This is a genomic window from Shewanella mangrovisoli (assembly GCF_019457635.1).
GTDB classification, from domain to species: Bacteria; Pseudomonadota; Gammaproteobacteria; order Enterobacterales; family Shewanellaceae; genus Shewanella; species Shewanella mangrovisoli.
The window spans coordinates 911,337-924,296 of the sequence record NZ_CP080412.1; the positions used below are offsets into that span (position 1 = coordinate 911,337).

At 48.1% G+C, this 12,960-nt stretch carries 11 protein-coding genes; 3 read left to right on the top strand and 8 right to left on the bottom strand.

Annotation, left to right across the window (positions count from 1 at the left end; genetic code table 11):
• Positions 1-180 precede the first annotated feature (180 nt).
• On the bottom strand, positions 181-966 hold the full coding sequence (locus K0H60_RS04080; RefSeq protein ID WP_220057353.1) for a RelA/SpoT domain-containing protein: 786 nt from the start codon (positions 964-966) through the stop codon (positions 181-183).
• A 197-nt stretch (positions 967-1,163) separates the two neighbouring features.
• On the bottom strand, positions 1,164-3,248 hold the full coding sequence (locus K0H60_RS04085; protein WP_220057354.1) for a M13 family metallopeptidase: 2,085 nt from the start codon (positions 3,246-3,248) through the stop codon (positions 1,164-1,166).
• 337 nt (positions 3,249-3,585) lie between these two features.
• Between K0H60_RS04085 and rsuA the strand changes: the two genes are divergently transcribed.
• On the top strand, positions 3,586-4,293 hold the full coding sequence (gene rsuA, locus K0H60_RS04090; protein WP_220057355.1) for a 16S rRNA pseudouridine(516) synthase RsuA: 708 nt from the start codon (positions 3,586-3,588) through the stop codon (positions 4,291-4,293).
• A gap of 83 nt (positions 4,294-4,376) precedes the next feature.
• Here rsuA and K0H60_RS04095 read toward each other — a convergent pair whose 3' ends face one another.
• Genes K0H60_RS04095 through K0H60_RS04105 form a run of 3 tightly spaced genes read right to left on the bottom strand, consistent with a single transcriptional unit; the run spans position 4,377 to position 6,441 of the window.
• Entirely contained in the window at positions 4,377-5,333 is a 957-nt protein-coding gene (locus K0H60_RS04095; protein WP_220057356.1) for a DUF4097 family beta strand repeat-containing protein, read from the bottom strand.
• Positions 5,330-5,908 (bottom strand): anti-sigma factor, encoded by a 579-nt coding sequence (locus K0H60_RS04100; protein WP_220057357.1) that lies wholly within the window; start codon positions 5,906-5,908, stop codon positions 5,330-5,332. The genes K0H60_RS04095 and K0H60_RS04100 overlap by 4 nt, the downstream gene beginning before the upstream one ends.
• Entirely contained in the window at positions 5,908-6,441 is a 534-nt protein-coding gene (locus K0H60_RS04105) for an RNA polymerase sigma factor (RefSeq protein ID WP_011715920.1), read from the bottom strand. Before K0H60_RS04105 ends, K0H60_RS04100 begins: the two co-directional genes overlap by 1 nt.
• Positions 6,442-6,842: 401 nt before the next feature.
• On the opposite strand from K0H60_RS04105, the gene K0H60_RS04110 reads away from it, so the two are divergent.
• On the top strand, positions 6,843-8,705 hold the full coding sequence (locus K0H60_RS04110) for a methyl-accepting chemotaxis protein (protein WP_220057358.1): 1,863 nt from the start codon (positions 6,843-6,845) through the stop codon (positions 8,703-8,705).
• Positions 8,706-8,886: 181 nt separating this feature from the next.
• Here the strand turns inward: K0H60_RS04110 and K0H60_RS04115 are convergent, their stop codons facing one another.
• The 3 genes from K0H60_RS04115 to lolB all read right to left on the bottom strand — a co-directional run bounded on the left by K0H60_RS04115 (position 8,887) and on the right by lolB (position 11,447).
• The gene (locus tag K0H60_RS04115) at positions 8,887-9,834 is read right to left on the bottom strand and encodes a ribose-phosphate pyrophosphokinase (protein ID WP_011623915.1); all 948 of its coding nucleotides are present in this window, start codon (positions 9,832-9,834) and stop codon (positions 8,887-8,889) included.
• A gap of 112 nt (positions 9,835-9,946) precedes the next feature.
• Positions 9,947-10,801, bottom strand: coding sequence for a 4-(cytidine 5'-diphospho)-2-C-methyl-D-erythritol kinase (gene ispE, locus K0H60_RS04120; RefSeq protein WP_220057359.1), 855 nt, complete (start codon positions 10,799-10,801; stop codon positions 9,947-9,949).
• A 1-nt stretch (position 10,802) separates the two neighbouring features.
• Entirely contained in the window at positions 10,803-11,447 is a 645-nt protein-coding gene (gene lolB, locus K0H60_RS04125) for a lipoprotein insertase outer membrane protein LolB (RefSeq protein WP_220057360.1), read from the bottom strand.
• Between the two features lie 254 nt (positions 11,448-11,701).
• On the opposite strand from lolB, the gene hemA reads away from it, so the two are divergent.
• A complete protein-coding gene (gene hemA, locus K0H60_RS04130) occupies positions 11,702-12,952 on the top strand; it encodes a glutamyl-tRNA reductase (protein ID WP_011715924.1) in 1,251 nt (416 codons plus the stop codon).
• The last annotated feature ends 8 nt before the right edge of the window (positions 12,953-12,960 follow it).

A 12,960-nucleotide genomic window follows, 5' to 3' on the forward strand; every position in this document is an offset into this window, starting at 1 on the left:
GGGAAGGGCTGTGAGCGATAGTGGGCATAGATCGATTGTTAGTGAGATGACGCTTTGGGCTAAGACTGGGGTTACGCCATAAAAAAGCGCTGGCATCTGTTTTCACAAATAGCCAGCGCAACAGTGGAAGTGGTACAGCGTTAAACGGTTAAGCGATTAAACAATTAAACAAACGGGTGATTAAGCAACTGAGTTAGTCAGCAACAGTCCTTCATCGACGCGTTTATAGTTAAGCCAAGCTTTGTGATACAGCTTATGGGACTCTTGGCGTAGCTTAGCGATCTGTGCGGTTTCAAACTCACTTAATGCACGTTGTTGTTTTATTGCATTCGCCTCAATCTGTTGAACTTGCTCGTAAACCTTGTGCTCTGGGCCACTTTTAATGTCGGCAATATCCTTAAGGTGTAATTGGACCTCGGCAATCATGCCGCTTTCGGGCAAACGTACCAGTAAGTTAAGGTCGCGATAACCTGAGGCTTTAGGCTCGGCGAAACGGTTTTTCTGTTTGACGACCTGAGCTTGCTCGCTTAAGGCGTAGTAGCTTTGCATCAACTCGGAGATGCTGTTACTGACGATGCTGGCGCGGGCAAGATCGGTGATCTGGCTAGCATCCCCATTAAATTTGGTGGCGACCTTCTCGGCGGCGCGTTGATAGCTTTTCACGTCAGGCAAAATCACCTGCGCCTGTGAACAGGCTGTCACTGTCTGCAACAGGCTTGCGAGTTCATTCTGGGCCGTGTGGGCGTTGGAATATAAGTTGTCTAAACAGGCCGACGCTTGACGTGGGGTGTCGAAGGTTTGAGTGTTGAGCGCATAAAGACCATGCAGATCATGGCTTTGAGCCTGTCTTGCACTGTAATTACCGCGTTCGGCTCTGCTGTCATTGATATCTAAAGGATTGGCTACGCCTGTGCGGGTCGATAATAAGAGTAGAAAGATAAAAAAGGTACGAAATAACTTATTCATAACGGCCTACTTCCTTATGGGAGTGATACACATCACGGGAATACCATAGGCTGGAGTGGCTTAATTAAAGCTGAATCAATGATGAAGACTTGTTCATGTTTGGCTTAGGTTCACATTTTTCGCGCCTAAAAAAATGGCGCCGCTATTGTGAGCGGCGCCATTGGGTTTGTTGATTACTATCTTGAATTAATTTGGAATTACCAAATTTTCACGCGTTTCTCTGGCGCGATATACATAGCATCACCAGGTTTCACATCATAGGTAGTGTAGAACTCTGGCATGTTAGACAGCGCACCTAATGCACGGAATTCCGCAGGTGAGTGTGGATCTGTCGCTACACGGTTACGCAGGGCTTCTTCTTTGGCTTTTGCACGCCAAATTTGCGTGAAGCCGATAAAGAAACGTTGGTCGCCAGTCAGACCGTCGATAACTGGTGCTTCTTTACCATTGAGCGACTTTTTGTACGCACGGTAAGCGATAGTCACGCCCGATAAGTCACCGATGTTCTCGCCCAAGGTCAGGCTGCCGTTGACGTGCAGATCGTCAAACACATAGTAGCCATCGTATTGTGCGATCAGCGCCTTACCACGTGCAGAGAATTCTTCTAAGTCTTTCTCTGTCCACCAGTCTCGCATATTACCTTCGCCGTCGAACTTAGCACCTTGATCGTCGAAACCGTGGCCCATTTCGTGGCCGATAACCGCACCGATACCACCGTAGTTGACGGCATCATCCGCTTCCATGTTGAAGAAAGGTGGTTGCAGAATGGCTGCTGGGAACACGATTTCGTTCATGGTTGGGTTGTAGTAGGCGTTAACCGTTTGTGGGGTCATGTGCCACTCGTCTTTATCGATTGGCGCGCCTAACTTAGCCAGTGACTTAGCGTGTTCAACTTCGCTCGCGCGAACCGCGTTACCAATCAAGTCATCGGCTTTGATGGTCAGCTTGCTGTAATCTTCCCACTTGTTTGGATAACCAATTTTCGGGTTGAATTTCGCTAATTTTTCGGCAGCAGCTTGCTTAGTGGTATCGCTCATCCAAGTCAGATCTTTGATGCTGTCGCCGTAGGCGCCGCGCAGGTTTTCAACCAATGCTTGCATGCGCTCTTTGGCTTCGGGTGCGAAGTGACGCTTCACGTACACTTTACCTACCACTTCACCTAATACGCCGTTGACTGCCGCAACACCGCGCTTCCAACGTGGCTCTTGTTCTTCTTGTCCGTTAAGGGTTTTAGAGAAGAAAGCAAAGTTCTCGTTGTCTAACTCTTCGCTCAAGTTACTCGCCGCGTGGGTCAGCACTTGCCATTGCATGTAGGTTTTCCAAGTCGCCAGATCGGTCGTTTTGAGAACTTCATTCAGGCCTTGGATATAGCTTGGTTGGTTAACGATAATGTCAGTCTGCTTGTCAGCACCTAATGTCGTTAAGTAGCCAGTCCAGTCGATATCTGGCGCTAGGCTTGGCAGATCTTTAACTTGGTACAGGTTGTAGGTCTTAGTGCTGTCGCGTGTTTCAACCACATCCCAATGTTTAGAGGCAATCGCAGTTTCGAGGGCGAGGATTGACTCAGCGCTGGCTTTTGGATCCGCAAGACCTGCCAGAGTGAACATTTTTTCAATATGGGCAACGTAAGCTTTACGGATATTGACGAAACGCTCAGCTTCGTTGAAGTAGTAATCTTTTTCCGGCAGGCTTAAACCGTATTGCCATAGGTGAGTGGCGTAACGGCTAGAGTTTTTCGCATCGATATCGATGTAGAAGGCGATAGGTGTACCGGCGCCCATGATTTGACTGTGGGCGAAGTATTTCACCAGCTCATTTTTATCTTTTAGAGCGTTGATGGCATCAAATTCGCCTTTCAGTGGTGTCACGCCCAGCTTGTTTAGCGTTGCAGTGTCCATAAATGAACGGTAAAGGTCAGCCACTTTTTGCTCGTCAGTGCCTTCTGCCAGATTTGGCGTGGCGGCTACTTCTTCGATAATGGCTTTAACGTCATCACGGGATTTTTCACGCAGATCGTAGAAGGCACCAATGCTAGTGCGATCGGCAGGGATCTCGGCTTTCTTCAGCCAAGCGCCGTTAACATATTCATAGAAGTCGTCCTGTGGACGCACTGATTTATCGAAGTTTTCAAATTCGATACCAGAGCCCAATGCTTTAGTGACAGCGGCAGCAGTGGCGGTTTTAGCCGTTTCTGGTGCTTTAACTTCAGCGGGGTTGTCATTACAGGCAGTGAGGCCTGCGATGAGTGAGGCACACAGTCCCCCAATGAGTACTTTTCTCATGTCGTTTCCTTCGAGTTTGTTATTGTGCCCATCTCTGGGGCTGTTTGGTGCAAAATGGGATTGCTTCAGGCGCAACGCAACGTATGTTAATGCTTTAGTGGGAATCTAAACAAGGTGATCACACTTTTTCAGTCAGATTTCTTATCCGTCAGTTGTAACTAAAAATTACCATGATTGAAATTGGCCTAAAAACCGCCAAACATACCGTACGCAAGCTCTGACAAGTTAGTAAGCACTTAGGTTTGTCCGGTGTAACTAAGGCGGCATTTGGGCAATTTGATTGGCTAGGCTTTGCCCTTTCGTTCGTTGGGCCTCATAATACGGCGGTTTTCATTTATTGAAGTTGAGTCGTCCCGTGCGTTTAGACAAATTTATCTGTGAAAGTACCTCGCTCACCCGCTCTTTAGCGAAAAAAGCCCTGCACCGTGGTGATATCACCTGTGATGGGACTGTGATTAAAGATGCTGGTTTTAAAGTGCTCGAGGGGATGCAAGTATGCCTCGAAGGTGAGCTTATCTCCCTCGTTGGTGAGCGTTACCTGATGCTCAATAAGCCCGTGGATACGATTTGCTCGACCATAGATGAAGTCTACCCTTCGGTATTGAGCCTGCTGGATATTGAAAAGCCCGAAACCTTACATATTGCCGGGCGTTTAGATGCCGATACTACTGGCCTTGTGCTGATCACGAGCGATGGTCAATGGTCGCATCGGATCACTTCGCCTAAAAAAGACTGTGGCAAGCGTTACTTAGTGACGTTAGCCGAGCCTGTGGATGAGAGTCTGATTGGCATTTTTGCTGCTGGAGTGGAGCTGAGAAACGAGGACGGTCTGACAAAACCCGCAGTGCTTGAAATCATCGAGCCGCAGCTGGTGCGTTTAACCATTACCGAAGGTAAGTATCACCAAGTGAAGCGGATGTTTGCCGCCGTAGGTAATCATGTGGTTGGCTTACACCGTGAAAGCATTGGCAAAATTGAATTAGACGCAGAACTTTCCCTAGGTGAATGGCGTTATCTGACGAGCGAAGAAATCGCCTCGATTTAACACCGTTTGGCTAAAAAAATGCCGCTCCTGATGAGCGGCATTTTTATTGCCTTTTTATCGCTAATTCGTGTTTTCTGGTAAGGCTATTGTTTTTTCAGGATCAGATTACCGCTAATGGTATCCATCTTCACACTGGCGCTACCAGCACCCGTTTGGAAGCTTAAGGATTCATTCGGCACGTATTTTTGTCTTTGTGGCGCATCTTGGCTCAAGCCATTTTTGATTTTGCCACCTGGGCCGCCATTGAGCTCGAAATTAGCATCGGGTGTATCCGAAAATGTCACAATAATATCGCCACTGACGCTCTCAAGATTGGCTTTATCGAAACTTTTCGCCAGTGAGACTTGAGTGTCGCCGCTCACGGTGCGGACATTAACTTCTTTGGCGCTGTTAAAGTCGGCTTTAATTTCCCCAGAAACCTGCTCAACTTTCACTTTATCGGCTAAGGTTTGACTGTTGAGATCGCCGCTCACCAAACGATATTTGATTTCGCCTTTGCTCTGGGTGTCTTTAATCTCACCTGAGACGGTATCTAACATCACTTTGCCCGCTAATCCCTTAGTGGTGATATCGCCAGACACAGTGTGCAATGTCGGTGTGCCATCCAGTGCTTCGGCGGTGATATTACCGCTAACGGTATTCAGCTCGAGCTCGCCTTGAGCCTGGCTGATTTTCAGATTGGCTGAAATCGTATCGGCGCTCAGCTTGACGGATTTAGGTACCTTAATGGTGAGTTTTGAGCCGTTGTTGTCGCTGCCGTTATAGTGGCGTGGCATTTTATCTTCGATATTCAGGTTGTTACCTTTCTGTTCAAAGACAAAGCCTTCGCTCAGCTCATCGAGAGTGCCCGTCACGCTGACTTCATTTTTATCCCAGCTTTGAATTTGCACTTCGCCCCGTTGGACTTTGATTTGCAGCAGAGTATCGCTACTCATCGGTAACTGTTTATCCACACTTTCAGCGGCAAATACACTGCCCATGAGACCAAGATAAAGCGTTGACACTAAGAGACTGGTTTTCGTGAGGGTAAAATGGCTCATATGCTATTTCCTTGTGTTGAGTTTTGAATCGGAAGTTTTTGGCCTTGCTGTAGCAAATCGAGTTCACGTTGTTGCACCCAAAGCCAGAGTTGCCAAAGTTGTTTGTCGGTTGGATTAGCTTGTAACGCTTGATAAATCTGTTCGCCGGCACGGCGTAATTCCGCTAAGCCTTGCTCTAGCGGTGCGCTAAAGCGACTGGTTTGCCATGCGACAACCGTTGAGGTTTGTTCGAGGCTCGTTACTTGGGCTTGATGTGTCTGGGCAATTTGGCTTAGCAGAGTGTGCAGCGCTTGCTCATCATCCGCCGGTTGGCTAGCGATTTGTTCAGGGAGCGACGTTTTTACTGGCGCTTGAGTGTAGAACCCGAAGAACACTGCCAGCACCACAGTTGCGGCAATCGCCCATTGCGCGCCTTGCAGTCGCGGTGTTTGGCGGTTCGCCGTTTGCGACGCCAATGGCTTATCCATACGTTTTTCGATGCCTTGCCAAAGATCCCGTTCGGGGGTTAAGGCTTTAGGGGCATCATCAATCAATTGCTGGAGTTTGGCCTCGCGGTGATCGTTAGATAAGGACATTACAGCATCTCCTGTAGTAATTGCTTGGCTCTGTGGTACTGGGTCTTACTGGTTCCCACGGCAATACCAAGTAATTGTGCAATTTCTTCATGTTGATAGCCTTCAATGGCGCAGAGCACAAACACGATACGCGCCCGCTCTGGCAGTCTGAGGATCAATTTGTCTAACCCTTGATAATGCTCATCTGCGCTTGAATGTTCATCGTCACTCTCCATTGGGATAAAACGCGCCCAAAACGACTTTTGCTTACGGATAAAGCTCAGCGCCTGATTCACACAGATACTGTGTAACCAAGTGGAAAATTGGCTCTCTCCCCTAAACTGCGGCAATTTCTGCCAGACCAGAATAAAGCACTCCTGAGTGATCTCTTCCGCCTGCGAGGCTTGGCCTGATAACCGCAGTGACAGGGCATATACCCTTGGATGATGGTGTAAATACAGCTGCTTGAATGCGGCTCTATTCCCTTGGCTAGCCAAGGTGATGAGGTCAAGTTCTGACATCGCATTGTTGAGTGGGAGTCTCCCTGCCGTCACTGTATTTTCCTGTCATCAAGGTGAATGGTTACTGATTGGACGCTTTGAAAAGCGCAAAAGGTTTGTATCCTATAAAAAAATATTCGGTTTATTGTTAGATATTGCGTAACTCACATTCTTGTTGTAGTAACATTAGCAAAAACTTTTAGCGCTAAGTTTATGAAGTTATTAATTTTATACAAAATGGTATGCTGAGTAGAAAGCTAAAATCATATTATGGATTATCACTGACATTAAGCATGACCGTGGGGTGACTGTCAGAGGTGAGTATCAAAACAGGAGCATTGAACGACCGATGCAAAATAAATAGAAGATAAACTTTGTATATCAGGGATATTTTGCTGTTAAAGGCCTAACTCCCAGCTATCTTTTTAAGAGAAGTTATTTATTAGGGGCTTTTTATGTTAATCCGCTCAAAGTTGTTACTCAGTGCCGCTGTATCCGTTACGGCCTTGATTGCCATGTTTGGATTGCAGCTTCATTCAAATTCGGTTGAGTCGGAACTCTCCCACGCAGCACAAAGCGTTCTCGAATTGGAGCGAGATGTACTTTTACTGCGTAAAAATGAAAAGGATTTTTTTGGTCGTAAAGATATGCAGTATGTTCAACTGCATGGTGAGGTACATGCCAAGATTGATGAGTTAGTCCCGAATCTTGAGAGTATTTTTAAAAAATACAAGGTTTCCACTGCGCCACTCGAAAGTTTTGACCGTAACCTCAATCAGTACCAAGTTGCCTTCAATGAAGTGGTACAACTTCAGCAAGAAATTGGTTTAACGCCTAAAACGGGTCTCTACGGTACCTTAAGAACGGCGGTGCATAATGTCGAGTCCATGCTGAAGGAATATGACCAGTTATCCCTCGAAGTCGCGATGTTGCAGCTAAGACGCAACGAAAAAGACTTTATGCTGCGCCGCGAGATGAGCTATGTCGAGACCTTCGACTCGAATATTGCTCAGTTCAACACAAGTCTGCGTGCATCCAGCTTAGATTTTGATACTCAAAATAAAATTGCGGCCCTAATTGAGCAATACCAAAAGGATTTTAAGAGCTTAGTCAATAAAGAGCAGCAACTGGGGCTTAGTGAAAAAGATGGCACTATGGCGAAATTGATCGCCGCGAATAAGTTGACCGAGGCCAGTGCCGACGAGCTGCATAACCTAGCGTTAAAGGCCATCGATGATACTGCAAGCAGCAGTGTGAATATCGGGATTTTGGTCTTCGTGATTATCGCCCTGATCCTTGCTGTGATTACCTACCTTATTATCCGCAGCATTATCGCCCCGGTTGAGCGTATTACGCAGGTGATTTCACGTATCGAAGTCAGCAAAGACTTAACCCTCAGATGCGATGCCTCGACCCAGGATGAACTGGGTGAAATTGCGCAGCATTTCAATAGCATGGTGGGGAGCTTCCAGCAGCTTATCGAGCAGGTTATTGACTCAGTCGCCACGATTAACACCTCCTGTAAGAGTGTGTCAGAGAATGCAATGCTCGCCTCCGAAGGCGTTGCCCAGCAGCTTAATGAAACCGATATGGTGGCGACGGCGATTACCGAAATGGGCGCGACCATCGATGAAATTGCTAAAACGACCGAGCTTGCGGCCCTAAAAGCGGGTAAAACCCATGATAACGCTCAGTTGGGGCAAACCGAGGTGGAGCAAACCATCCTCAAGATCAGACAACTGTCTGAGCAGATCAACAGCAGCGCCTCTGTGGTGGATGAGCTCGAGCGTGATAGTGAAACCATTGGTAGCGTGCTCGATGTGATCCGTGGCATTGCGGAGCAAACCAATTTACTGGCACTCAATGCGGCGATTGAAGCGGCCCGCGCGGGTGAACAAGGCCGTGGTTTTGCCGTGGTTGCCGACGAAGTACGCAGTTTGGCGATGCGAACTCAGACATCAACTCAGGAAATTGCCAATATTATTCAAACCCTGCAAAGTCGAACCCGCGCCATAGTGCAATTAATGGATGCGAGCCAAAAGCAAGGCGCCGAGAGTGCCGAGCAGGCCGCAGCTGCGGGAGAATTGCTGAAGCTTATCAATACCGATGTGCATAATATTATGGATATGAGCACTCAGATTGCCGCAGCGATTGAAGAGCAGAGCATGGTTGCCGCCGAAGTGAATAAGAACGTGGTCGTTATCCGTGATATTGCAGAGGATTCTTCTCGGGCTGCCGATGCCAATGCGTCGGCCTCGGATGAACTTAAATCCCGCGCCGAATATCTGGTCAGTGCGGTGAGCCACTTTAAGATCTAGTCGCACTTTTGTCTGTTAGAAACGCACCTTAGGGTGCGTTTTTTATGTCGAAGTTAAGTGCTGAGGTTTGCCTTCGGATGCTCAGCTATTATTCACGCGAATGGCTCTCAATGAAAACCGTGATAAAACCCACCAACAAAAAACGCACCCTAAGGTGCGTTTTTTATGCAAAGCGCCGCGATTAGTGGCTGAACATTGCAGAGATAGACTCTTCGTTGCTGACGCGGCGAATGGCTTCTGCCAATACGGCCGACATAGTCAGTTGAGTCACTTTAGCCACTTTAAGCATTTCAGGGCTTAAAGGTACAGTATCGGTCACGATAACTTCATCGATCACTGAGTTTTCGATATTTTCAGCCGCTTTGCCAGAGAATACTGGGTGAGTCGCGTAAGCAAATACGCGGTTTGCACCGTGTTCTTTTAAGGCTTCAGCCGCTTTACACAGAGTGCCGCCTGTGTCGATCATATCGTCAACGATAATGCAGTCTCGGCCTTGAACGTCACCAATGATGTGCATCACTTGTGCTACGTTTGCCTGTGGACGACGCTTGTCGATAATGGCCAGATCAGAATCATCTAATAGTTTTGCCACTGCACGAGCGCGGACAACACCACCGATATCTGGAGAAACAACCACAGGGTTATCTAATTTCTTCGCCAGCATATCTTCGAGCAGCACTGGGCTACCGAACACGTTGTCTACTGGTACGTCGAAGAAGCCTTGAATTTGCTCTGCGTGTAAATCACAGGTCAGAACGCGGTCAACACCGACGCTTGACAGGAAGTCAGCAACAACTTTCGCAGTAATAGGTACACGTGCGCTACGTACGCGACGGTCTTGACGAGCATAACCAAAGTAAGGAATAACGGCAGTGATACGACCGGCAGATGCACGGCGTAGCGCATCAACCATAACGATAAGTTCCATTAGGTTATCGTTAGTTGGGGCGCAGGTGGATTGGATGATAAACACATCGGCACCACGTACATTTTCGTTAATTTGGACACTGATTTCACCATCGCTGAAACGACCAACCACTGCGTCTCCGAGTTTACAAAATAGACGATCGGCTATCTTCTTAGCGAGACTGGGGGTGGCGTTCCCAGCAAAGAGCTTGATGTCGGGCACTGTATGAACCTCAGGCGTTTGCTTTATATTTTAGTGGCTAGAGCAACGACGATGCGGGGACGGGAGCGGAACCCGTGGGCTATCGTAAAAAGTTGCTCTAGAAGAAAGTAGTTTATGGATGAGTGAGTCGCACTATGAGCGGCGAAATATTCATCCCTTTTGCAACAAATCCTTGCATATCAGACGGTAATTTCGCCAAGGCTGCGAGAGCTTGCTGCTGCGAAGAAAACTCCCCAAACACGCATGCGCCCGTTCCGGTCATTCTCGACGGCGCATATTCTAGCAGCCAGCCTAAGGCCTTGGCAACTTGAGGGTATTTGGAAACGACCAGATCTTGGCAATCATTTGCCCAAGGTTGGCTCATTAAGGTGTCGATGCCAAGCTTAGGTGTATTGCGGGGTAGCAAAGGATCTTGGAACACCGCAGCAGTGGAAACATGGGCATCGGGCGCGATCACTAAATACCAAAATTCAGTGGGCGTCACCGCCTGTAAACGTTCGCCAACGCCTTCGGCAAATGCCGCGAAACCGCGAATAAAAACAGGGATATCGGCACCGAGTTTTAAACCAATCGTCGCTAATTCATCGTTAGATAATTGGGTGTTCCACAACTGATTTAACGCCACGAGTGTGGTGGCCGCATCGGAGGAACCGCCACCTAAACCACCGCCCATGGGTAAACGTTTTTCGAGCCAGATTTCGGCGCCGCCAGGATAACCTGTCGCTTGCTGTAATGATTTTGCGGCTCGCAGAATTAAGTTATCGCTATCGGCGACAACGGCCGACATGTTCGAGTGCAATATCAGCTCTGGCGTCTGCGTCACCTTAAAGTCGAGCAGATCGCAACAATCGATAAATTGAAACAGGGTTTGCAACTCATGGTAACCGTCGGCGCGGCGGCCGTTGATATGCAGAAACAGATTTAATTTGGCGGGCGCGGGCCAATTGCGCGAAATCTCATTCGACATGCTAAGGTTTTTCTCCGAGCATTATTGAGGGTTTACCTAAGGCTTGCCATTGATTGAGTTGCAGCTTGAGCTGTAAATCACCACGTTCAAGCTTTAACTGATAGGGTACCTCGGCACCGCTTTGGGGCTGCCAACTTAAAAATGTGACGACCCAAGGCGGCAAGGTTTGCGAGTTTTGAATTTGTTTGGTTTTGCCATTGCTATCGACGGCAAGCACACGGTCTAAAGCGCCGACTTGGCCGGTGATCCAAAGGGGTAAGTCGTTAATCGGGATGGACCAGCCGCTGACTCGCTCGAGTAATGCTTGGGCGTTGCTATCACGAAAATCTTTGCCATCGACATGCAGGTGAGCCGAGTTAGGCGTAGCATCCAAGGTCAACACTGTGGTGCCGAGCATAGTGGTAAGGGTGAGCTCGTCCCGCTCCTCACTGTGGCGCCAATAGAGATTGGCACTGAGCTTATCCTGCGGCGTGCGGATAGCGAGTTTCCCCTGTAATTCCCACGCCTGGGCTTGGGCGGCATTATCGACCGTGATAGGGCTGAGATCTGTCGTTGGCGGCAGGGTTTCACAGCCGCCCAAAAACAATAGGCCGCTCAAGGCGATACAAGAGAAAATGGATTTTGTGAAGCGCTTCAAATTATTCATCTATAACTGATATACCAAAGTCCTTATGATACGAGGGCTTGTAAAGAATACCAATGCCAATCGTAAAATTTCCATTGGCGGTCACTTGGGATAACTTCAGTCGCGATAATCTGCATTTGTCTATCATTGATAGAAAATTTAGGTAAGAAGTTAGACCTTTATTCGGTTTTGTTAAGCGTATTCTGTTTTTAGTAGGGCCAATTCAGTAGAATGCCCTTATTAAGAGAGACGCCAAGAATCTAGAAAAGAGTCAGATGAGCCTTGTAGCAATCGGTATTAACCATAAAACAGCCACGGTAGACCTGCGTGAGAAAGTTGCCTTCTCTCCGGACAAAATTCATGATGCCATGAAGAGTCTGGCCAGTCGTACACGCTCGGGTGAAGCCGTTATCGTCTCGACCTGTAATCGCACTGAATTGTATTGTAACAATGGCGATGAGGCCGACATCATTGAATGGCTTGAAGAATATCACGGCCTAGATCATCAAGATGTAGCGCCGTGCCTCTACAATTACCACGGTCAAGCGGCGGTAAGGCATTTAATGCGCGTGGCCTCCGGTCTCGACTCGCTGATTTTGGGTGAGCCGCAAATTCTGGGGCAAGTTAAGCAGGCTTTTGTCAAAGCTAAAGAAGCGGGTACCGTTGCGCTGACCATCGACCGCTTGTTCCAAAATACCTTCTCCGTGGCGAAAAAAGTGCGTACCGAAACCGAAATCGGTGCCGCGGCTGTCTCGGTGGCCTTTGCCGCCGTGAGCATGGCAAAACATATCTTCTCTTCGCTATCGACCACTAAGGTGCTGTTAATTGGCGCCGGTGAAACCATTGAGCTGGTGGCTAAACATCTTAAGGATAACGGCGTTGCTTCTATGGTGGTGGCAAACCGTACTCTCGAACGTGCCCAAAGCATGTGTGAAGAGTTTAATGCCACGGCAATTACGCTGGCACAGATACCAGATTTTCTCCCTAAAGCCGATATCGTGATATCCTCTACCGCCAGCCCGCTACCAATCCTTGGTAAAGGCATGGTAGAAAAAGCGCTAAAGCAGCGTCGCCATCAACCTATGTTATTGGTTGATATAGCAGTTCCCCGGGATATTGAGCCGGAAGTCGCCGATTTGGACGATGCGTTTCTGTATACAGTGGACGACCTGCATAGCATTATTGAACAGAATAAGGCTTCCCGTAAGGAGGCCGCCGAGCAAGCTGAATTAATTACTGAAGAACAATCCTACCTGTTTATGGATTGGGTACGTTCTTTAGAGTCGGTCGACAGTATTCGCGAGTATCGCAGCCAAAGCATGGCGATAAAGGATGAGTTAGTGGAACGCGCCCTGAATAAATTAGCGCAGGGGGGCGACACTGAGCAGGTATTGATTGAACTAGCCAATCGCCTGACGAATAGACTCATTCACGCACCAACCCAAGCCCTCACAGTGGCGAGTCGTCAGGGTGATTTGAATACCTTAGGTCAGTTAAGAACAGCGCTCGGATTAGATAAAAACTAAGGTTAGCG

Coding starts and splice junctions, on each gene's coding strand:
- K0H60_RS04080 (WP_220057353.1), bottom strand. CDS start 966: ATGAATAAGTTATTTCGTACCTTTTTTATCTTTCTACTCTTATTATCG.
- K0H60_RS04085 (WP_220057354.1), bottom strand. CDS start 3,248: ATGAGAAAAGTACTCATTGGGGGACTGTGTGCCTCACTCATCGCAGGC.
- K0H60_RS04095 (WP_220057356.1), bottom strand. CDS start 5,333: ATGAGCCATTTTACCCTCACGAAAACCAGTCTCTTAGTGTCAACGCTT.
- K0H60_RS04100 (WP_220057357.1), bottom strand. CDS start 5,908: ATGTCCTTATCTAACGATCACCGCGAGGCCAAACTCCAGCAATTGATT.
- K0H60_RS04110 (WP_220057358.1), top strand. CDS start 6,843: ATGTTAATCCGCTCAAAGTTGTTACTCAGTGCCGCTGTATCCGTTACG.
- ispE (WP_220057359.1), bottom strand. CDS start 10,801: ATGTCGAATGAGATTTCGCGCAATTGGCCCGCGCCCGCCAAATTAAAT.
- lolB (WP_220057360.1), bottom strand. CDS start 11,447: ATGAATAATTTGAAGCGCTTCACAAAATCCATTTTCTCTTGTATCGCC.
- hemA (WP_011715924.1), top strand. CDS start 11,702: ATGAGCCTTGTAGCAATCGGTATTAACCATAAAACAGCCACGGTAGAC.